The sequence below is a fragment of the Ruegeria sp. BA2 genome (assembly GCF_056539605.1).
Map to the genome: position 1 here is coordinate 192,253 of NZ_JBQFVE010000004.1, position 20,087 is coordinate 212,339.

Annotated in this window: 20 protein-coding genes; 16 read left to right on the forward strand and 4 right to left on the reverse strand. The window is 58.1% G+C overall.

Annotation, left to right across the window (positions count from 1 at the left end):
- Positions 1-77 precede the first annotated feature (77 nt).
- From ACR0NN_RS10970 to uvrC, 3 genes are all read left to right on the forward strand, one after another.
- A complete protein-coding gene (locus ACR0NN_RS10970; protein ID WP_170722312.1) occupies positions 78-1,040 on the forward strand; it encodes a calcium/sodium antiporter in 963 nt (320 codons plus the stop codon).
- An 18-nt stretch (positions 1,041-1,058) separates the two neighbouring features.
- On the forward strand, positions 1,059-1,838 hold the full coding sequence (locus tag ACR0NN_RS10975) for an SDR family oxidoreductase (RefSeq protein WP_170722308.1): 780 nt from the start codon (positions 1,059-1,061) through the stop codon (positions 1,836-1,838).
- Positions 1,839-2,128: 290 nt separating this feature from the next.
- Entirely contained in the window at positions 2,129-4,003 is a 1,875-nt protein-coding gene (gene uvrC / locus ACR0NN_RS10980; protein WP_170722306.1) for an excinuclease ABC subunit UvrC, read from the forward strand.
- Here uvrC and ACR0NN_RS10985 read toward each other — a convergent pair.
- Positions 4,000-4,884, reverse strand: coding sequence for a DMT family transporter (locus ACR0NN_RS10985; protein ID WP_170722304.1), 885 nt, complete (start codon positions 4,882-4,884; stop codon positions 4,000-4,002). The genes uvrC and ACR0NN_RS10985 overlap by 4 nt on opposite strands.
- A gap of 190 nt (positions 4,885-5,074) precedes the next feature.
- On the opposite strand from ACR0NN_RS10985, the gene pgsA reads away from it, so the two are divergent.
- The 3 genes from pgsA to ACR0NN_RS11000 are packed head-to-tail and all read left to right on the forward strand — an operon-like array spanning position 5,075 to position 6,437.
- On the forward strand, positions 5,075-5,743 hold the full coding sequence (gene pgsA / locus ACR0NN_RS10990) for a CDP-diacylglycerol--glycerol-3-phosphate 3-phosphatidyltransferase (RefSeq protein WP_170685204.1): 669 nt from the start codon (positions 5,075-5,077) through the stop codon (positions 5,741-5,743).
- Between the two features lie 3 nt (positions 5,744-5,746).
- Positions 5,747-5,992 (forward strand): molybdopterin converting factor subunit 1, encoded by a 246-nt coding sequence (gene moaD / locus ACR0NN_RS10995; protein WP_170685205.1) that lies wholly within the window; start codon positions 5,747-5,749, stop codon positions 5,990-5,992.
- A gap of 1 nt (position 5,993) precedes the next feature.
- Positions 5,994-6,437 carry a molybdopterin synthase catalytic subunit gene (locus ACR0NN_RS11000; protein WP_170722944.1) on the forward strand — a complete coding sequence of 148 codons (444 nt, stop codon included), beginning with the start codon at positions 5,994-5,996 and terminating at the stop codon, positions 6,435-6,437.
- Between the two features lies 1 nt (position 6,438).
- Here the strand turns inward: ACR0NN_RS11000 and ACR0NN_RS11005 are convergent, their stop codons facing one another.
- From ACR0NN_RS11005 to ubiA, 3 genes are all read right to left on the reverse strand, one after another.
- Complete coding sequence (locus tag ACR0NN_RS11005) at positions 6,439-6,759, reverse strand: hypothetical protein (protein WP_170395619.1); 321 nt, start codon at positions 6,757-6,759, stop codon at positions 6,439-6,441.
- A gap of 1 nt (position 6,760) precedes the next feature.
- Positions 6,761-8,665, reverse strand: coding sequence for an OmpA family protein (locus ACR0NN_RS11010; protein WP_170722942.1), 1,905 nt, complete (start codon positions 8,663-8,665; stop codon positions 6,761-6,763).
- Between the two features lie 66 nt (positions 8,666-8,731).
- Positions 8,732-9,694: a 4-hydroxybenzoate octaprenyltransferase gene (ubiA, locus tag ACR0NN_RS11015; protein WP_170685207.1), complete on the reverse strand. Its 963-nt coding sequence runs from the start codon at positions 9,692-9,694 to the stop codon at positions 8,732-8,734.
- Between the two features lie 12 nt (positions 9,695-9,706).
- Here ubiA and ACR0NN_RS11020 point away from each other — a divergent pair, with 12 nt between their 5' ends.
- The 10 genes from ACR0NN_RS11020 to pheT all read left to right on the forward strand — a co-directional run bounded on the left by ACR0NN_RS11020 (position 9,707) and on the right by pheT (position 20,058).
- Positions 9,707-10,432, forward strand: coding sequence for a 16S rRNA (uracil(1498)-N(3))-methyltransferase (locus tag ACR0NN_RS11020; RefSeq protein WP_170722302.1), 726 nt, complete (start codon positions 9,707-9,709; stop codon positions 10,430-10,432).
- On the forward strand, positions 10,429-11,277 hold the full coding sequence (locus ACR0NN_RS11025; RefSeq protein WP_170722292.1) for a GNAT family N-acetyltransferase: 849 nt from the start codon (positions 10,429-10,431) through the stop codon (positions 11,275-11,277). The genes ACR0NN_RS11020 and ACR0NN_RS11025 overlap by 4 nt, the downstream gene beginning before the upstream one ends.
- Positions 11,274-11,801 (forward strand): hypothetical protein, encoded by a 528-nt coding sequence (locus tag ACR0NN_RS11030; RefSeq protein ID WP_170685210.1) that lies wholly within the window; start codon positions 11,274-11,276, stop codon positions 11,799-11,801. The genes ACR0NN_RS11025 and ACR0NN_RS11030 overlap by 4 nt, the downstream gene beginning before the upstream one ends.
- A gap of 66 nt (positions 11,802-11,867) precedes the next feature.
- Positions 11,868-13,238 carry a glutamate--cysteine ligase gene (locus ACR0NN_RS11035; protein ID WP_170722291.1) on the forward strand — a complete coding sequence of 457 codons (1,371 nt, stop codon included), beginning with the start codon at positions 11,868-11,870 and terminating at the stop codon, positions 13,236-13,238.
- 104 nt (positions 13,239-13,342) lie between these two features.
- A complete protein-coding gene (locus ACR0NN_RS11040) occupies positions 13,343-14,410 on the forward strand; it encodes a Hint domain-containing protein (RefSeq protein WP_170722288.1) in 1,068 nt (355 codons plus the stop codon).
- A gap of 85 nt (positions 14,411-14,495) precedes the next feature.
- A complete protein-coding gene (gene pheS / locus ACR0NN_RS11045; RefSeq protein ID WP_170722286.1) occupies positions 14,496-15,569 on the forward strand; it encodes a phenylalanine--tRNA ligase subunit alpha in 1,074 nt (357 codons plus the stop codon).
- 38 nt (positions 15,570-15,607) lie between these two features.
- Positions 15,608-16,024, forward strand: a complete 417-nt coding sequence (locus ACR0NN_RS11050; protein WP_170722284.1) for a hypothetical protein — start codon at positions 15,608-15,610, stop codon at positions 16,022-16,024.
- A 327-nt stretch (positions 16,025-16,351) separates the two neighbouring features.
- The gene (locus ACR0NN_RS11055) at positions 16,352-17,155 is read left to right on the forward strand and encodes a prolyl oligopeptidase family serine peptidase (protein WP_170722282.1); all 804 of its coding nucleotides are present in this window, start codon (positions 16,352-16,354) and stop codon (positions 17,153-17,155) included.
- 23 nt (positions 17,156-17,178) lie between these two features.
- The gene (locus ACR0NN_RS11060) at positions 17,179-17,586 is read left to right on the forward strand and encodes a cupin domain-containing protein (protein WP_480684666.1); all 408 of its coding nucleotides are present in this window, start codon (positions 17,179-17,181) and stop codon (positions 17,584-17,586) included.
- Positions 17,587-17,661: 75 nt separating this feature from the next.
- Positions 17,662-20,058: a phenylalanine--tRNA ligase subunit beta gene (gene pheT / locus ACR0NN_RS11065; RefSeq protein WP_170722278.1), complete on the forward strand. Its 2,397-nt coding sequence runs from the start codon at positions 17,662-17,664 to the stop codon at positions 20,056-20,058.
- Positions 20,059-20,087: the final 29 nt, after the last annotated feature.

Genomic DNA, 20,087 nt, shown 5'->3' on the forward strand with positions numbered 1-20,087 from the left:
AGCTCCGCGAAATGCCCGCGGTGCGGACGCTTTCGGATCGGCAAAGGCCCGTGCCCGTGTGAAAAAGGAGGCCGCGGATGACGGCGTGGCTGTTCTCGGGCCTTGGTCTGCTGATTCTTCTTCTGGCAGGCGATGCGCTGGTACGCGGGGCCGTGAACCTTAGCCTGCGACTGGGTGTGCCTGCCCTGATTGTAAGCCTGACTATCGTGGCCTTTGGAACATCCGCCCCCGAGCTTTTGATCGCAATCAGTGCGATCCAGGAAAATGCGCCGGGCATTGCACTGGGTAACGTCGTGGGATCGAATACGGCGAATATCTTGCTGGTTCTGGGGCTGCCCGCATTGTTGGCAACCTTGCACACAAGCGAATGTGACAGCCGCAAGAATTACGTCTTCATGCTGCTTGCATCGGTACTGTTCATCGGTCTGGCCTTTTGCGGAGTCTTCAATCTGGTCAGCGGGGCGATCCTGTTGGCGGCTTTGGCTTTGGTTTTGGCCAATGCCTTTCGCGAGGCACGTGCCCATCGCAAAGCCTGTGGAGAGGACTGTGCCGACGAGGAAGAGCTTGAGGGGCTTGAGGAAGCAGACCCCGACATGCCCTATTGGAAAGTCGCGGTCTATCTGATCCTCGGCCTGATTGGTCTGCCTATGGGCGCGCATCTGTTGGTCGACAATGCCACAATCATTGCGCGGAACTATGGTGTGAGCGAAACGGTAATCGGGCTTACGTTGATCGCGGTTGGGACGTCATTGCCTGAACTCGCCACGACCGTGATGGCCGCATTGCGGCGACAGGCGGATGTGGCTTTGGGCAATGTCATCGGGTCGAACATGTTCAATCTGCTGGCCATTGTTGGCATCGCGACCTTGTTTGGGCGTATACCTGTCGACCCCGAATTCCTGCGGTTCGATCTGTGGGTGATGCTGGGATCGTCGCTTTTGCTGGTGCCGTTCGTGTTCTTCAAGAAAGATATCACGCGCGTCTGGGGCCTGATCTTGACAGCACTTTATGTGATCTATGTAGCAAGCCTGTTAGCCTGACTTTCGAGGAGAGCGCCCATGACCCGAGCATTGGTAACAGGTGCAGGCATACGTCTTGGCCGTGCCATGGCGCTGTACCTGGCGCAGCGCGGCATGGATGTGGCGGTACATTATTCAAGTTCTGAACAGGCTGCGCACAAGACGGTCGAAGACATTCAGGCGCTGGACCGGAAATCAATTGCGCTGCAGGCTGACTTAGTTGAAGAAAGCCGCGTCAGCACATTGCTCCCCCGCGCTGCTGAGGCATTGGGTGGGCCGATCACCTGTTTGGTCAACAATGCGTCTATCTTTGAATACGACAATATTCATACAGCCACGCGCCAAAGCTGGGACAGGCATCTCGACAGCAACCTGCGCGCGCCGTTTGTGCTGACGCAAGCAATGGCCGAACAAGGGTTGGAGCCAGAGTTTGATGATCAGGGTGAACCCCGGGCTGTTGGTTTGATCGTTAACATGGTCGATATGCGGGTACGTAAGCTTACGCCCGAATTCATGTCCTATACGATCGCCAAAATGGGCCTGTGGGCTCTGACCCGGACCGCTGCACAGGCTCTTACGCCTGCAATCCGCGTGAATGCAATTGGTCCGGGGCCAACCCTGCAAGGTCATCGCCAAAGCGAAAAGCACTTTAGCGCCCAGCGTCAGAACACAATTCTGGAACGCGGATCCAACCCGTCAGATATCACTGCTGCATTGGGGTATTTTCTGGATGCGCATGCTGTTACCGGGCAGCTTCTGTGCGTGGATGGTGGGCAACATTTGGGCTGGCAGACCCCGGATGTTCTGGGCGTAGAATAGTTATATCCGCCGCAAGTTTTGCACCGCTCTCGTTCCCGTTATGTTAGCGTTACAAAAATGTCTTAATTTTCATACACTTGTCTCGCGTTAGAAAAAATAACGTTTAAAAACAACAGCATAAAATACTGCCTATTTTTTGTGCAGATCAACGAATAGGCAAGGATTCAAGGGAAAATCGCGATGCCCCAAAAGTTATCTGCACAGTTATCCACAGAAGTCGTGGATTTGTTTTCTCTTGATCTGAAACGCGCAAGATTGCAGCCATGGTCAGAGAATCATATCTCTGACACATGACCGCCACCACCGATCCCGATTCGTCGAACCAAGCCACCGGCTATGCCTGTATCCAGCGCTATGTGAAAACGCTGGACAGCTCGCCAGGTGTTTACCGAATGCTGGATTCGGATAGCCGTGTTCTGTATGTGGGTAAGGCGCGGAACCTGAAGGCGCGGGTGTCGAACTATACGCGGCCCGGGCATTCGGGACGGATTGAGAAGATGATCGCCGCGACCGCCTCGATGATGTTCCTGACCACGCGGACCGAGACCGAGGCGTTGTTGCTTGAACAAAACCTGATCAAGCAACTCAAACCGAAATACAACGTTCTGTTGCGGGACGATAAGAGCTTTCCGAACATTTTGGTCGCCAAGGATCATGCATTTCCGCAGATCAAGAAACATCGTGGTGCCAAGAAGGAAAAAGGTGCCTATTTCGGACCATTCGCCAGCGCGGGTGCCGTGAACCGGACGTTGAACCAGTTGCAGAAAGCATTCCTGCTGCGGAATTGCTCGGACTCCATGTTCGACAGTCGAACCCGGCCTTGCTTGCTCTACCAGATCAAGCGCTGTTCTGGTCCATGTGTTGGCTTGATCTCCGAGGCTGAGTACCGCGAAAGCGTCAAAGATGCCGAACGGTTCCTATCTGGCCGATCCACCAAGGTGCAGGAAGATTTGGCCGACCAGATGATGGCAGCCTCCGAGGCGATGGAATTCGAGCGCGCTGCTGGTCTGCGCGACCGCATCCGGGCGCTGACCCAAGTGCAGACCAGCCAAGGCATCAACCCGCGCGGTGTGACTGAGGCTGATGTCATCGGCCTCTATATGGATAGCGGGCAGGCCTGTGTTCAGGTGTTCTTTATCCGCGCCAATCAGAACTGGGGTAACAAGGACTTTTATCCGCGCGTCGGCGCGGACGTATCGCCAGCTGAGGTGATGGAGGCGTTCCTTGGACAGTTCTATGACAACAAGGAACCCCCACGGCAGTTGATCCTGTCCGATGCGATCGAGAACGCTGATCTGATGCAAGAGGCGCTTTCGGAAAAGGCAGGGCGCAAGGTGGAAATCCTGGTGCCCCAACGTGGCGAAAAGCAGGAACTGATCGCAGGTGCGTTGCGCAATGCACGAGAGTCTTTGGCGCGCCGCATGTCGGAAAGCGCTACTCAGGCCAAGCTGCTGCGAGGCGTGGCGGAGGCGTTTGATCTGGACGGCCCGCCGGCCCGGATTGAGGTCTATGACAACTCTCACATACAAGGCACCAACGCGGTTGGCGGCATGATCGTCGCGGGCCCAGAAGGCTTTATGAAAAACGCCTATCGCAAATTCAACATCCGAGGTGACGATCTGACACCGGGCGATGACTTTGGGATGATGAAAGAGGTTTTGACCCGCCGGTTTACCCGTCTGCAAAAAGAAGATCCGGATCGCGACAAGGGTCTGTGGCCTGATCTGCTGTTGATCGATGGCGGAGCCGGGCAGGTGAGTGCTGTGCAAGAGATCATGCAGGCCCACGGGGTCGAAGACATTCCGATGATCGGCGTCGCCAAAGGCGTCGACCGCGACCATGGCAAGGAAGAGTTCCACCGTAGCGGTCAGCGCCCCTTTGCCTTGAAACGCAACGATCCTGTTTTGTATTTCATCCAGCGCCTAAGGGACGAGGCGCACCGCTTTGCCATCGGCACGCACCGCGCCAAACGGGCCAAAGCTGTGGGTGCGACGCCCTTGGATGAAATCCCAGGCGTTGGTGCCGCGCGAAAGCGGGCCTTATTGGCCCATTTCGGGAGCGCCAAAGCCGTAAGCCGCGCCAACTTGGCGGACTTGAAAGCGGTCGATGGAATCTCTGCCGGGCTGGCGCAGAAGGTCTATGATTTCTTCCACGATAAAGGTTAGGCTTTTCGACCACGCCAGAGAATATAAAGCCCCGAGGCCACAATCAGCGCACAGCCAATCCACATGGTTTGATCCAAATGTTCATTGAACAGGAAAATGCCCAGCCCGATCCCGAACAAAAGTCGGGAATAGCGGAATGGCGTTACTGCCGAAACTTCGCCCGTCCGCATCGCTTTCATAAGTGACGCGTAGGCAATCGTCCCAATTACCACTGCCGCAGCAATGTAGATCCCTGTTTGGCCGGTCAAAGTCTCCATCGGTGTGCCTTCCCAACAGCGATAGGCGATCCCCGCCACAACGACCGAGAGGAACCCATAGAAGCCCAGAACGTCAGCTCCCAAAGTGGCTGGAGCGGCGCGGCTGGCCAAATCGCGACCTGCAAACCCCAGCATCCCCAACACAGCCAGCAATGACAGTATCGTAAAGCTATCGCCCGTTGGCCTGATGATGACGATCACACCGACCAAGCCAATTGCGATAGCGCTCCAGCGTCGCCAGCCCACGGTCTCTCCAAAAAACAACGCTGCACCAGCGACCACGACCAGTGGTGTGGCCTGCAAAATTACCGTTGCTGAGGATAGTGGCGTTAGGGCGATTGCCAGCAAATAGAACATCCGACCGAGGATTTCGAAAAACACGCGGATTCTCATGGGTCCAGACAATACGTCGGGATGAAACAAGCGCCCACCGCGTAGAGTTGCGACGCAGGCGAAAATCACCGATCCACCTGCGCCGAACAGAACTAGAACTTGCCAGATTGGTAGATCCGCCGACGCGCCCTTCAGCAGCGCGTCTTCAATGGCGAACAAAGCCATGGCGGCAATCATCCAGGCGCTGCCGATCAGATTTGATCGGGGATCGGTTTGAATATTCGGTGTCATGTTGGGTTCTGGTACTTTCAGGCCGCGCCGATCGCCAATCTGGCCCCAAAACCGCGCGATGCCAAGATGTATCTGATCGCCTCGCAACTGTTGCGACTCTGTGACGTGCTGCGGGCCAAACGCTTGTGCGTGGTTAGTTTTTTGCGGCCTTGTCTTTTCTGTCCTGAACCGGCGATGTAGGGTCCAAGCCATGAAATGGAACCTGCCCAATATTCTGACCGTTCTGCGCCTTGTGGCGGCCCCCGGTCTTGCCGTGATGTTTCTGTATTTCACGCGCCCCTATGCGGATTGGTTTGCGCTGATCCTGTTCCTGACTGCGGCCATCACTGATTGGTTTGACGGCTATCTCGCACGCGCCTGGAAGCAGGAAACCAAGATCGGAGCCATGCTGGATCCGATCGCTGACAAGGCGATGGTTGTGATCGCGTTGATGATCCTGGTGGGGTACTCAACCGAACACTGGACGCCATGGCTGGTCCTGCCCGCAACGGTCATCCTGTTTCGCGAAGTCTTCGTTTCGGGTCTGCGGGAATATCTGGGTGATGTGGCTGGGACGCTAAAGGTCACGAAACTGGCCAAGTGGAAAACGACGGCGCAAATGGTTGCCATCGCCATCCTGTTCTCGCAAGGCATATTCGAACATCACTTTGTCATGGCCACGTTCGGCATGGATGCGGCTACCATAGATCAGGTGCTGGCCGGGCAGGTGGAAGATGTGGGCCACATAGGATGGCATCTTGAAGGCATGTTCTGGTCTGGTCGCATTGGTCTGTGGTTGCTGTGGATTGCCGCAACGCTGACATTGATCACAGGCTATGACTACCTACGTAAAGCCATGCCCCACCTGAAGGAGAGCTAAGCCATGGACGTGCTGTATTTCGCCTGGGTGCGCGAACGCATCGGCCTGCCGAAAGAGAAAGTCGAGACCGAGGCTGCCACGGTTAACGACCTCGTCGCTGAACTCAGCGCGCGCGAAGATCGCTATGCCGCCGCATTTGCTGATCTGTCGGCCCTTCGCGTGGCGCTTGATCAGGAGCTTTCGGATTTTGATGCTTCGCTATCCGGAGTGCGCGAGGTCGCCTTTTTCCCACCCATGACGGGTGGATAAAGTGCGTATCGTCGTGCAAGAGGCTCCGTTCGATCTGGGGGCCGAAGCGAACGCATTTGCCGCCGGAGATGACGCCAATGGGGCCATCGTGACTTTTACGGGCGTCGTGCGCGATCTGGCCACTGGCAATTTGGATGTGATGGAGATCGAGCATTATCCGGGCATGACCGAACGTGCCCTGACAAAGATCGCAGAAGAGGCACTCACACGTTGGTCACTGGGTGATGTGCTGGTGATCCATCGCCACGGACGGCTTGCTCCGGGGGACCGGATCATGATGGTTGCCACTGCTGCGCCGCATCGCAGGGATGCGTTTGCAGCGGCGGAATATCTGATGGATTACCTCAAATCCCGCGCGCCGTTCTGGAAGAAAGAAATCACCACATCCGGAGCCGAATGGGTCGCTGCGAAGGATGAGGATGAGGATGCGTTGACGCGCTGGTAAGTCAGTCTGCGTTGTTGATCCGCCCACGCATCTCTTCGGCTTCCTGCCGCGCGGCGCGCAATCCTTCCATTGCTGCGTTCAGCTCTGCCTCAGTCTGCGTCAACTGATTAGTCAGTTCCGCCTCACGTTGCTGCAGGTAAGTGATCGCCTGATCGCGGGTTTCCTCTGCCTCGTGCAACTCCTGGCTCATGCGGTCCAGATCGGCCACGTCGCTTTGACGGACACGTGACAGGCGATGGGCCAACCAATTGGCGAACCACCCCATACAGAATGCGGCGAACAAGATTATGGCGGTGGCGATGATGAATTCTGTTCTATTCAACTTACTGGTCCTCTGCGCCCGCATCCGGTGCGTCGGTTTCAGGTGTTTCGGTCTCGGCTTCCATCGCCTCAAGTCCGGTTTCGGAATTTGCGACCGGCTCGGGCTGGATCAGTCGAAACTCAATGCGACGGTTTTCTTCGCGGCCTTCTTCGGTGTCGTTGTCGGCGATAGGCTGGGTCTCGCCATAGCCGACCGCAGAAAAGCTGGACGTAGGCACACGCCGTCCGCGCAGTTCATTCAGGATCGATTGCGCCCGCGCCTGGCTGAGCTGCTCGTTCATTTCCTCACGGCCCTGGCTGTCGGTATGGCCCTGAATCTCCAACCTAATTGGACCGCATTCGCGCAGGATGTCAGCAATCTGGTTCAGGGCATCGCGAGATTCTGCGGCGACGGTGGCTGAGCCCGGTTCGAATGCAATTTTGCTGGCGGCCTGAACCTCAGCGAGCTGTTCTTCGCAGACCTCAGGATCAGGAGGCGCATCTGCGGGTGCAGGGGGCTCCTGATAGGTGATCGAGAGGGTGTATTCCTGCGCCTCACCCAACTTATCCGACAACATGCCGGCGATCCGTGCCTTGGCGTCGGGATCATGGCTGATGCCAGACAAGGCGACATTGTCCGGCGTCACGGTCAGCGCACCGTTGTGTAGCTCTGACAAAGCCTCCAGCCCAGCGAGTACACGCACTGGCCAATCTGCGGGCAGGTCCGGCGCGATCCGGGTTGCGGTGTGAACTTGCAAAGATCCGAAAGCAGCGCGGGCAAAGCTGTCGGTCATTTCGCGCAGAGTTTCGTCACCTACACGTCCCCGCAATTGCACCAGCCCCTCGGGGCTGCGGGTTGCCACGAACTCAACAGGCCCTGATGGGTCGTCCGGTTCGGGCTCAGGCAAGACGGCATGCAGGACAAAGACCTCAGGCAGCGCGTTTTCGAGCTCTCCCACAATGCGGTCGAACTCCAACGGGTTGGTGTCTTGTGCTGCGACGAGTGTGATATCTGCATCCGACAGGGTGACCGAACCTTTGCCGAGTTCAGCCAAGGCCCGGATGCTTAACTGTGCCGCGTTGGCCCAACGCGGAGAAGGCACACCCAATCCGATTGTACAAGAATAGGGGCCCGTCAGCCCGGCCTCTTGTGCGGTTACAACAATGATATCTCGCGCATCTTCATCCTGCGCTGAACACGCATCAAATTGCCCGCCATCCTCATCGATCAGGTATCGCAGCGTAAAGGGCGTAATCACTGGGCGGGGCGCCGAGATCGAAAGGCCTATGCGCAGACCCGGCGGCGCGGCGCGGTTCAGATTCTGCTCAAGCCGCTCTTTTTCCTGTTGGCTGTCGGCGATGGCGGTAATGCGCACAAGCCCGGGGTTGGCAGAAATCTTGGCACGGGGCAAATCCGAGAGCGCATCAATTGCATAGTCGATGGCCTGATCCCAGCCATCAGGCTTGGGATAATCAGCGCTTTCCATCAGGTCCGAAACCCGAGCGCTTGGATCGAGGCGCTGAAGATGTTCGATCAGATCATCGCGATCCAACTCGGCAGGCACCAGTCCTATGATCGAAATACCGCTGTCATTGCGCAGGATTTCGGCCGAGAAACGCGGCGGCGTTAGGTCAGCGGTGGGTGCGACTTCCATTTCATCGATCACGCGGGAGGTTTCGACCTCGGTTCCGGCAGCGGTCAGGGCGTTGAATCGGGTGGCCTCATCGGGCGCGGTCCCTGTCAACACGACACGAAGGCCATCGGATTGCACCTCGGCCCAGTCGTGCCCCTGCAGGTTCAACGCCCGGCGTACGGCAAACTCCGATGCATCTTCGATCTTGCTAACAGCAAAGCCGGCGGCCACCAATGACAGCAGGGCAGTCACCGCGAAGATCAACGCAACGGCAATGGCGTAGGGCAGACGCATGGGTTGGATCGGAACTCCTCGGGCGGTTGGTTCCGGACTCATACAGAGCCCGAACCAGAGGTGCAATCAGAGGAAAAGGGCGACGCAGAGGAAGATCAGCGGAATCAAGCCGGTGTCACGATTGGCCCGAAACAGTTGCAACAATTTGGCGTTGTCTTCCGTGTCCAAACCTCGCAATTGCCAGGCCAGATGCCACCCCATCGCCCAAGGTCCACCTAGGGCCACCACCAAAGCGAGCACCGAAGTCTCAGGCAAAGCCGCATCGATAATCGCAAGGCCCATCAGGCTGACGGTTCCAATCAGGAAGTATTTGAGCCAGCGTGCGGTGTCAGCGCCAAACAGCCGGGCAGTGGATTTGATGCCGATCAGTTCGTCATCCTCGGCATCTTGATGGGCATAGATCGTGTCATAGAATAGCGTCCAGGCGATTCCTGACAGGTAGAGCAGGATCGCGGGCCAACCGACCGCGCCGGTATGGGCCGCCCAGGCCAGCAGCGCCCCCCAGTTGAAGGCCAGTCCCAGGAAAATCTGTGGCCACCATGTAAAGCGTTTCGCAAAGGGATAGATGGTAACTGGTAGCAGTGAGAGCACTCCCATCGCAATCGCCGCCCGATTGAAGGTCAACAAGATTGCCAGGGCCAGCAGACACTGCAACACCATCCAGAACACGGCCTGACGCACACTGACCTGACCCGATGGGATAGGGCGCGAGCGGGTGCGCTCGACCTTCCCGTCAAACTCCCGATCCGTGATGTCATTCCACGTGCAGCCCGCGCCGCGCATCAGAAAAGCCCCAATGGCGCAGCCGATGGCGATCCAGAGGTCTTCCCACCGAGGTTGGCCATCGCTGAGGATCGCCAGCGCCAGCCCCCACCAGCAGGGGATCAGTAGCAGCCAAGTGCCGATGGGCCGATCAGCCCGGCTGAGTCGCAGATAAGGGCGAGCAAATGCAGGTGCGTGAGTATCGACCCAGTTGCCGGATACTGCGTCAGCGACTTGACCGTCTGGTGTTGGGGCATTGCCTTGCATATGTAGGGTCTCATGACTGCGAAGATCAGACTGTATGTAGAGCACCCTTTGGGTCCGGGGCAATCGGTTCCTTTGACGCGCGAGCAGGCACATTACCTGTTCGGGGTCATGCGGCTGTCGATTGGAGGTCAAGTTGCCTTGTTCAACGGGCAGGATGGCGAGTGGCGGGCTGAGGTCGTCGAAGCAGGCAAGCGCGGTGGCGTGCTTTCCTGTGTTGAACAGACAAAGCTGCTGCAATTACCGCCGGACCTTTGGCTGCTCTTTGCGCCGATCAAGAAGGCACGCACTGACTTTATCGTTGAAAAGGCAGCTGAAATGGGTGCTGCGCGGATCATCCCGGTCCAAACCGAGTTCACCAATTCTGAACGCATCCGACAGGACCGCCTGCAGGCCCATGCTGTGGAAGCGGCCGAGCAGTGTGGCGGAACTTATGTGCCTGAGGTCACTGACCTGGTGCGGTTGGATCGGGCTTTAGACGCATGGCCCGAAAACCGCCAATTGATGTTCTGTGACGAGGCCACAGTTGGCTCAGCCCTGCGCTTGGCTGAGAGTGAGAAAGGAAAACCCTGGGCTATCCTGATTGGTCCCGAAGGTGGGTTTTCAGAGCGTGAGCGTAAGCGATTGGCAGAGTTGCCATTCGCTCATGTGGTCAGCCTTGGCCCACGTATCCTGCGCGCAGATACGGCAGCTGTTGCAGCGATGACAATGTGGCAGCAGGCGTTGGGGGATTGGGTGTGACGTGGCGACCAGCGCAGGACGCAGACCTGCCCAAGATCGACGCGTTTTTTTCCCAGCACATCCAGACATCCATGTTTCCTTTGGCCAACTTGCGCGATCAAGGCCTGCACAGCGCTGACCCACGCGCGTTGAATGTCTGGGTTCTGGGTGATGGTCCTTGTGATGTCTTCGCGATCACAAACGAAGGAATGCTGTTGCCGCAATGTCCTGAATGCACTGACGCTGAGCTCATCAACGCGATCTCGCTCATTCGAGGCAGGGCTCTGTTTGGTATCGCCGCCGAGGCCACGCAGGCGCGACGGATCATGCAGCTTGCGGGGTGGCAGGATCGACCGGCGACTCTCAATAGCGATGAGCCGGGGTTTTCATTGGAACTGGAACAGCTCCAAGTGCCAGATCCAGATGGTGCTGAGCTCATTCCCCTCACTGATGCCAAACGCGCGGTTACTGAAGGGTGGCGGGAAAGCTACCTGATTGAAGCCATGGAATTTGATGCAGCACGTGCGAGAAAACAGTCCAGCAAAGACATTCAATCATATATTGAGCGCAACTCACATCGCGTTTTGCTGATTGACGGTGACCCCGTCGCCATGACCGGGTTCAACGCCAGCTTGCCAGAGATCGTACAGATCGGCGGTGTCTATACGCCACCCGAATTGCGTGGAAGGGGCTTTGCGCGTCTCGCCGTTGCGCTGCATCTGATCGAGGCGCGCAACGCCGGCGTCGCTCGCGCTGTTCTCTTTGCAGCTTCCGATGCCGCAGCGCGTGCCTATATATCGATTGGGTTCCAGCCTGCGGGCCATTACTCGCTGATCCTGTTCAAACACCCGGAGGACGTGGCATGAGTTTCATCCGACCCGAAGCCAAGCTGGCCTTGTGGCGCTGGCGCGAAGTTCTGGTTGCGGGCTTTGTTCTGATCCTCGGCCTCAGCTGGATCAGCGGTCCCGGTGGTTTGCTGGCGTGGTTGGGGTGGTTGCTGATCGTGGTTTCGATTGCTCTGGCCGTGATCGGGGTGCAACGGGTGCGTTTCCGCAATGGTGCAGGCGGTCCCGGGGTTGTGACCATCGACGAAGGTCAGATCACGTATCTGGGCCCGCTCGACGGCGGCATGGTCGCTGCGCGTGAGATTGAGCGGTTGGCGTTGGACCCGACCTCGCGCCCCGCGCTTTGGGTTCTGGACCAACCGGGGCAGCCGACCCTTCACATTCCGGTGAACGCTGAAGGGGCCGAGGCGCTGTTTGATGTCTTCTCAGCGCTTCCGGGGCTGAAAACCGAGCAAATGCTGTCGGAACTCAACGGTCGAGCGACGCATCCGGTGGTGATCTGGGAACGCACGCCGTCACGCCCGGCCCACCTTAGGCTGCATTGACACTCGCGCGGTTTGCGCTCAGGACTGAGCCGAAGACAGACACATCAGGATCGGAGCACGGGTCACATGTCCATCCCCCAGTCCGGCGGCGGACCGATCGAACGCCACGAGCAATTGGCCGAATATCTGGAATCGGGCTGCAAGCCCAAGGATGATTGGCGCATCGGAACCGAGCACGAAAAGTTCGGCTATTGCAAAGACACGCTGAAGCCGCTGCCGTTTGAGGGCAAACGGTCCATCGTGGCCGTGCTGGAAGGACTGCGTGACCGTCACGGTTGGGCAGAAGTGCGCGAGGCCGGGCATCTGATTGGGCTTGAGAAGGATGGTGCGAATGTCAGCTTGGAGCCGGGCGGCGCGTTGGAGCTGTCGGGTGCTCCGCTGGAGACGATCCACGAGACCTGCGATGAAGTGAACATCCACCTGCGCGAGGTGAAAGACATTGCTGATGAGATCGGCGTAGGCTTTATCGGTCTGGGCGCGGCTCCGATTTGGACCCATGATGAGATGCCGTTGATGCCCAAAGGCCGTTACCGGCTGATGAACGACTATATGGAAGAAGTCGGCACCATGGGTCGCGCCATGATGCGTCGTACCTGTACCGTTCAAGTCAATATCGACTTTGGGTCCGAGGCAGACATGGTGCAGAAACTGCGCGTCGCATTGGCCCTTCAGCCGGTGGCGACAGCGCTGTTCGCGAATTCCCCGTTCTTCGAAGGCAAGGTGAACGGCCAGAAAAGCTGGCGCAGCTATATCTGGCGGCATCTGGACGATGCGCGCACCGGTATGCTGCCCTTTGTGTTCGAAGAAGGCTTTGGGTTTGAGCGCTACGTGCAATATGCGCTCGATGTGCCGATGTATTTTGTCTATCGCAACGGCGAATATATCAACGCGCTGGGCATGTCGTTCCGCGACTTCCTGCAGGGCAAGCTGCCCGCTCTGCCGGGTGAGACACCAACGCTTTCGGACTGGGCTGACCACCTGACCACGGCCTTCCCCGAAGCGCGGATCAAGAAATTCATGGAGATGCGCGGCGCCGATGGCGGCCCATGGCGCAGGCTTTGCGCTTTGCCCGCCTTCTGGGTTGGTCTGACCTATGACCAGACCGCCCTGGATGCCGCTTGGGATCTGGTCAAAGGCTGGGATGCTGAGACACGCGAAGCCCTTCGGGTTGAAGCTGCAAAGGATGGGCTACAAGCACAAGTCGGAAACATCAACATGCATGATCTGGCGCGTGAAGTGGTCTCGATATCCGAAGCTGGCCTGAAGGCACGCGCGCGCCCCGGCGCGGGTGGACTAGTGCAGGACGAGACGCATTTCCTGAACGCGCTCAAGGACAGCATCGATACCGGCAAGGTACCCGCTGATGAGCTGCTGGATCACTACAATGGCGACTGGTATGGCGATCTGACGCGGGTGTTCCCCGAGTACAGCTACTGAGTACCGTTGGTGAATTAAGGCATTGTTTACCTAAGTGTTTATTAGGCATTGTTTTTTTTGCCTGATATCGGCTACCGATGTGCTTCAATTCAGGCGAGGGACTCATGGCTCGTATTAGCGAACTTCACTATTCTGATACCTATGCGGCGTCTTCGGGCGTAAACGAGTTCCTTGAAGTCGCGCTGCGGCCATCCGAAGATCCGGCAGACTTCACCGTATCGTTTTACGACACGAATGGGCAGGTCGGGCTGGAAGTGCAGCTGGATAATCCTCTGGTGCAGGTGACGGTCGATCCGGACAACAATGAGCTGGTCTATGTCATTTCGGCAGACGATTTCCCGATATTGCTGACCGACCCGGATGCTTCGATCTCTGGCATCTACGAAGCTTATGCGCTGACCGATACAAGCGACGGAACTGTAATCGATTTCTACGATATCGGCGGTGGCACAACAAATATCTTCGCTGTGGATGGGGCGGCAGTAGGCGCGACATCTGAGAATATACCGGTGTTGTTTGGGCCAGCTGCGACCACAACCACATTGCAGTTCAACCAGCCCGACCCAGACACACTCGTCTATGGATCTGTGAATCCGGGCGATTCTGGTGCCGCTTGTTTTGCAGCAGGAACGCTGGTGGATACGCCTGACGGGCCGCGCGCCATTGAAACACTCAGCCCAGGTGATATGGTTTTGACCGTGGATAACGGGGCCTGCCCAGTGCGCTGGATCGGCGGACGCAGCGCCTCGGGCCGTGATCGGTTTGCCCCGATCCACATCCAGCGCGGGACCCTTGGGGCTGAAAGGGACATCTATGTTTCGCCCCAGCACCGCATCCTGATCACCGGTTGGCAGGCTGAGCTGATGTTTGGCGAGGCCGAAGTTCTGGTGCCCGCCAAGGCGCTGGTCAATGGCACCACCGTGACTGAAGCGCCGTGCGACATTATCCGTTATGTGCACGTGTTGTTTGATCGGCACCAATTGCTCACCACGTCTGGTCTGGTGTCCGAGAGCTTTTTTCCGGGTCAGGAAGGCCTGGCCGGGCTTACGTCCGAAACGGCCAATGAGCTCTTTTCCCTGTTCCCCGAGCTGATGCAAACGCCCGCGAACTATGGGGCCGCGGCGCGACCTGTGCGGGAAGACAAGACAACTGTGCTGCTGCGTTCTGCCTGATTGCATCCCTGCCACCTCTTGCTTTCGCGCGCTGCTGTGATAGCAGAGCCTGAACAGAATTCAGGGGCCCGTTACGGGAAGCGTCATGGACGATCTTAAGGCAAAATATCTGGGGCAGATCGCAGAAGCTGGCGATGAAAACGCGCTTGAGGCGATCCGCGTCGCGGCCGTGGGTAAAAAGGGTGAAGTCGCGCTGAAGATGCGTGAACTGGGCAAGATGACCCCCGAGGAACGCCAGATCGCAGGTCCCGCATTGAACGCTCTGAAGGATGAGATCAACTCGGCGCTTTCTGCGAAAAAGGCCGCGCTGGCTGATGCCGCGCTGGATGAGCGTTTGCGCACCGAATGGCTGGACGTCACTCTGCCGACCCGCGCCCGCCGACAGGGCTCGATCCACCCGGTCAGCCAGGCGACCGAAGAACTGACTGCGATCTTCGCCGAATTGGGATTCTCGGTGGCCGAAGGGCCACGCATAGAAGATGACTGGTACAACTTCGACGCGCTGAACATTCCCGGCCACCACCCCGCGCGGGCTGAGATGGACACGTTCTACATGCACCGCGCCGAGGGCGATAATCGCCCACCGCACGTGCTGCGCACCCATACTTCGCCGGTGCAGATCCGCTCGATGGAGCAGCAAGGTGCACCGATCCGCGTGATCTGCCCAGGCGGTGTGTATCGCGCCGACTATGACCAGACTCACACGCCGATGTTCCATCAGGTCGAGGGGCTGGCCATCGACAAAGACATCTCGATGGCGAACCTGAAATGGGTCCTAGAAGAGTTCGTGAAGGCCTTCTTTGAGGTCGACGATGTCGAACTGCGCTTCCGCGCCTCGCATTTCCCCTTCACCGAACCGTCGGCCGAGGTCGACATCCGCTGTTCCTGGGACAACGGTCAGCTGAAGATCGGCGAGGGCGACGACTGGATGGAGATTCTGGGCTCGGGCATGGTCCACCCCAAGGTCATCGCCGCCGGTGGGATCGATCCCGACGTCTATCAGGGCTTTGCTTTTGGCATCGGCATCGACCGTCTGGCGATGCTGAAATACGGCATTCCGGATTTGCGGGCGTTCTTTGACAGCGATCTGCGGTGGCTGCGCCACTACGGGTTTGCGGCGCTGGATATGCCGAACCTGCATGGTGGTTTGTCGCGTTGACGTGGGAAGCTGCACTCATTGGGTTTTCGGGCCTATGTTTGAGTGCAGCCAGTTTCTTGTTCGGAAAAATATTTTCACAGTCCGAGAATATCTTAGAGCGCAAACGAACGGCCTATCGGGACTTTCTAAAATTCTGCCCAAGCCCGAACGAAGCTCACTTGCCTGAACAAGTTTCGCCAATCGAGATGCAGCGCGAAGTAGGCATTCTCACGCTCTACGCTTCTGCAGATGCTTTGAAATATGCGGGTGAGTATTTTCGGACATTTGCTGACGCTCAGGAAGAATTGGTTGATGTCGAAATCGCAGCGCATCCAACTTTTTTCAAGGTGATGACAGCTTACAATCGAATGGTTTGGGAAATGCGAGCTGATGCTATGACGTGGTCTGTGTTTGCCCCAAAGCGAAAGGGTCGGAAATACCAACCTAGCATCAACTCCCAAGACTTTGATAGGTAGGCTGTCCGATAGTTCTGGGGCGCGGAGCAAAGGCCGATAGGCCGCCGCGCTATCGCCAGACCGCCCGCACGGGCTGGCGATTTGTCTCCGCCAGCGCAACGCTCGAAAAGCGCACGGATTTGGCCAGCATAAAGTGCGCAACACATGCCTTGGATCGCCATCCCGCGGTCTGGCGACAGCGCGGCTCGGTGCTAATTCGGATGTAGGGTGGGCTTTGGCCCACCATGTTTCGCGTGCCGGGCTGAAGCCCGGCCTACGTACGGGCTGCGTTTGGTTTACACCGATATGTTATGTGACAGCGGGGAAAGTCTCGTTAGGGTCGGGCGCATGATCTATCGACTGCTTTTTCTTCTGCTGACCGCAACCCCGGCATTGGCCATGGGGCCGTGGAACACCGATTGCCACGGCGATACTCCATGTGAGGTCGGCGATCGCTCGTATCATGTGCTGGAGCCTGAGGGTTGGGATGGCGAAACGCCTCTGCCGGTGCTTTTGCATTTTCACGGCTGGGCGCGGCAGGGAACCGTAGTGGTAAACCATCCGCGCATCGCGGGCGCGACCAAGCTGCGGGGTGTGCTGTTGGTGGCCCCGAATGGGCGCGGCAAGAGCTGGGATTTCTGGCGCTCGGGTACCGAGGATGTGCCATTCGCGGATGCCGTGTTGGAGGAAGTCGCCAAACGCTATCCGATTGATCCTGACCGCATCTATGTTTCTGGCTACTCCTTTGGCGGCGCGATGGCGTGGCGCTATGTCTGCCAATCAGGCAATAACATCGCCGCCTTGCTGGCCGTAGCGGGTAGCATTCGTCAGACCGAAGATTGTCCGGAGGCCCCCGCTGAGGCCCGACATGTGCACGGGCTGGACGATACGGTGATGGATTTTCCCTTTGGACCGGGCGGTGACACGACCTACCCAGTGGCCCTGTGGCGCGAGAAATACCGCTGCAACGGCGCTACCCCGCGCGGGGATTGGAGTGTTGAGCCGTTCCTGACCCTCAGCCGTGTGGAATGGACGGATTGTGCGCAAGGCCAAGTGGTGTTGGATATCCATCCCGGCGGGCATTTCATCCCGCATGGTTGGATTGGACGGCAATTGGACGAACTGCTAGGCCGGGCGCCAACATATCCATAGTCTTGCTGAAAAGGAGCCACTTCATGCGTTTTCTTCTGACTCTCATGTTCGTGCTCACGTCACTTCCGGTGCTGGCCCATGAGACATACCCGCCGCTTGAATTGCTATTGCAGACAAGCACCACGGTGGCAGGCGAACCTCTGGTCTATCCCGACGGCACACCCGAGATCACCATGGCCATCGTTACCCTTGAGCCGGGTCAGAAAACCGGCACACACCGGCATGAGGCGCCACTGGTGGGCTATATCCTCGAAGGGGAAATCACCGTGGATTACGGCCCTGCGGGGATCAAGGTGTTCAAGGCTGGCGATGCGGTGGCCGAGGCTTTGAACTCGCCCCATGCCGGTGAAAACAGCGGCGACGGGATCGCGCGTATTCTGGCAGTGTTCATCGGATCGGACACTGTGACCAACACAGTCCTCGAAGAGTAGGCGCGCCCTCTTTCCCATGTGCGGATAATCCGGTAAGTGCGGACTGACCCGAGATCTACTGGCGGAACCCGACCGATGAAATTCACACTTTCCTGGCTGAAAGACCACCTCGACACTGACGCTTCGGTCGATGAGATCGCAGAAGCGCTGACCGATCTCGGGCTCGAGCTCGAAGAGATCGTGAACCCGGCGGATCAGCTGGCGGGCTTTACGCTAGGCCATGTGAAACACGCGGAAAAGCATCCCGACGCGGATAAGCTGCGCGTTTGTACGGTGGAAACGGATGAGGGTGATCTGCAGATCATCTGTGGTGCACCGAATGCGCGCGAAGGAATCACCGTCGTGGTCTGCAAACCGGGCATGTATATCCCGGGTCTGGATATCACGATCAGCGTCGGCAAGATTCGCGGCGTCGAAAGCTTTGGCATGATGGCATCTGAGCGCGAGCTTGAACTGTCGGACGAGCATGACGGCATTATCGAGCTGCCCTCGGGCAATGTGGGCGACACATTCGTCGACTGGCTGGCCGAGAATGATCCGTCCAAGATTGACCCGATGATCGAGATCGCGATCACACCGAACCGGCCCGATGCGCTGGGTGTTGCGGGTATTGCGCGTGATCTGGCAGCCCGTGGATTGGGCACGCTGAAAGTGCGTGACTATGTCCCCGTGCCGGGGGATTTTGAAAGCCCGATCAAAGTGTCGATCGACGAGGATACGCTGGATGGCGCACCACATTTCACTGGGCGTCTGATCAAGGGCGTGAAGAACGGCCCCAGCCCTCAATGGTTGCAGGATCAGCTGAAGGCGATTGGTCTGCGTCCGATTTCGGCTTTGGTCGATATCACCAACTACATGACCTTCGACCACAATCGCCCGCTGCACGTGTTCGATGCGGACAAGGTGCAGGGCAACTTGCGGGTTCACCGCGCCAAGGGTGGTGAAAAGCTGGTCGCGTTGGATGAAAAAGAATACACCCTTCAGCCCGGCATGATGGTGATTTCGGACGACAAAGGTCCGGAATCAATCGCTGGTATCATGGGGGGCGAGGAAACCGGTTGTACTGAGGAGACAGTGAACGTCTTTCTGGAAAGTGCGTTCTGGGATCATGTGCAGATTGCCCTGACGGGCCGTGCGCTGAAGATCAACTCGGACGCGCGCTATCGCTTCGAACGTGGGGTCGACCCTGAATACACGCGCGAAGGGTTGGAGCACGCGACTCAGATGATCCTGGATATCTGCGGCGGTGAAGCCTCGAACGTGGTTGAGGCGGGCAAAGCGCCGAACCACGCGCGGGCCTACAAGCTGGATGCGGCGCGAGTGCAGTCTCTGGTCGGGATGGAGATCCCGGAAAGCGAGCAGCGGCAGACGCTGACTCGTTTGGGCTTCCGCTTGGACGGCGAGATGGCGCATGTGCCCAGCTGGCGTCCGGATATCATGGGTGAGGCCGATCTAGTGGAAGAGGTCGCGCGTATCGCATCTCTGACCAAGCTGCAGGGTATTCCTCTGCCGCGCACCACGGCGGGGATTCCCAAGCCGGTTATGACACCCACGCAGCGCCGCCAGTCGATGGCGCGCCGGACCTGCGCTGCGCTGGGGTATAATGAATGTGTGTCTTATACCTTCATCGATCAGGCCTCGGCAGCCTTGTTTGGGGGCGGTGACGCGGCAACGATGCTGGAAAACCCGATCTCGTCCGAGATGAGCCATATGCGCCCCGATCTGTTGCCCGGTCTGCTGCAAGCGGCGGCACGCAATCAGGCGCGGGGCTATGCCGATCTGGCTCTGTTTGAAGTCGGGCCCGTGTTCCATGATGGCGAGCCCGGGGATCAGCAGACGCAGATCACCGGTCTGCTGGTGGGCCGCAACGGTCCCAAGGACGTGCATGGTGCCTCCCGCCCCGTTGACCTGTTTGATGCCAAAGCCGACGCAGAGGCGGTGCTTGCCGCCATTGGTGCGCCCGCCAAGGTTCAGATCCTTCGTGGCGGCGATGCCTGGTGGCATCCCGGTCGGCACGGTAAGATTTGCCTGGGTCCGAAAAAGGTTCTGGGTGTCTTTGGTGAATTGCATCCGCGCGTGTTGCAGGCGATGGATATCAAAGGCCCGGCAATGGCGTTCACGATCTGGCCGGATCAGGTGCCGATGCCGCGCAAATCCGGTGCTACGCGTTCAGCATTGGAGCTGCGCGACTTGCAGGCTGTCGAACGGGACTTTGCCTTTGTGGTTGACGCAGATGTCGAGGCTTTGACGCTGGTGAATGCGGCGGCAGGTGCTGACAAGGCGTTGATCGAGGATGTGCGCGTCTTTGACGAGTTCATTGGCGGCAGCCTTGGCGAAGGCAAGAAATCACTGGCCATCACCGTGCGTCTGCAACCTTCGGACGAGACACTTAAAGAAAAAGATATCGAGGCTGTGGCTGAAAAGATCATCGCTAAGGTCACTAAGGCAACCGGTGGCACCTTGCGCGGGTAGAGCCCCTCAGCTTGTATCTGAACGACGCG

Excerpts from the sequence above, each read along its gene's own strand:
- ACR0NN_RS10970 (WP_170722312.1), top strand. The coding sequence starts at position 78 with ATGACGGCGTGGCTGTTCTCGGGCCTTGGTCTGCTGATTCTTCTTCTG.
- ACR0NN_RS10975 (WP_170722308.1), top strand. The coding sequence starts at position 1,059 with ATGACCCGAGCATTGGTAACAGGTGCAGGCATACGTCTTGGCCGTGCC.
- uvrC (WP_170722306.1), top strand. The coding sequence starts at position 2,129 with ATGACCGCCACCACCGATCCCGATTCGTCGAACCAAGCCACCGGCTAT.
- ACR0NN_RS10985 (WP_170722304.1), bottom strand. The coding sequence starts at position 4,884 with ATGACACCGAATATTCAAACCGATCCCCGATCAAATCTGATCGGCAGC.
- pgsA (WP_170685204.1), top strand. The coding sequence starts at position 5,075 with ATGAAATGGAACCTGCCCAATATTCTGACCGTTCTGCGCCTTGTGGCG.
- moaD (WP_170685205.1), top strand. The coding sequence starts at position 5,747 with ATGGACGTGCTGTATTTCGCCTGGGTGCGCGAACGCATCGGCCTGCCG.
- ACR0NN_RS11010 (WP_170722942.1), bottom strand. The coding sequence starts at position 8,665 with ATGCGTCTGCCCTACGCCATTGCCGTTGCGTTGATCTTCGCGGTGACT.
- ubiA (WP_170685207.1), bottom strand. The coding sequence starts at position 9,694 with ATGCAAGGCAATGCCCCAACACCAGACGGTCAAGTCGCTGACGCAGTA.
- ACR0NN_RS11020 (WP_170722302.1), top strand. The coding sequence starts at position 9,707 with ATGACTGCGAAGATCAGACTGTATGTAGAGCACCCTTTGGGTCCGGGG.
- ACR0NN_RS11030 (WP_170685210.1), top strand. The coding sequence starts at position 11,274 with ATGAGTTTCATCCGACCCGAAGCCAAGCTGGCCTTGTGGCGCTGGCGC.
- ACR0NN_RS11035 (WP_170722291.1), top strand. The coding sequence starts at position 11,868 with ATGTCCATCCCCCAGTCCGGCGGCGGACCGATCGAACGCCACGAGCAA.
- ACR0NN_RS11040 (WP_170722288.1), top strand. The coding sequence starts at position 13,343 with ATGGCTCGTATTAGCGAACTTCACTATTCTGATACCTATGCGGCGTCT.
- pheS (WP_170722286.1), top strand. The coding sequence starts at position 14,496 with ATGGACGATCTTAAGGCAAAATATCTGGGGCAGATCGCAGAAGCTGGC.
- ACR0NN_RS11055 (WP_170722282.1), top strand. The coding sequence starts at position 16,352 with ATGATCTATCGACTGCTTTTTCTTCTGCTGACCGCAACCCCGGCATTG.
- ACR0NN_RS11060 (WP_480684666.1), top strand. The coding sequence starts at position 17,179 with ATGCGTTTTCTTCTGACTCTCATGTTCGTGCTCACGTCACTTCCGGTG.
- pheT (WP_170722278.1), top strand. The coding sequence starts at position 17,662 with ATGAAATTCACACTTTCCTGGCTGAAAGACCACCTCGACACTGACGCT.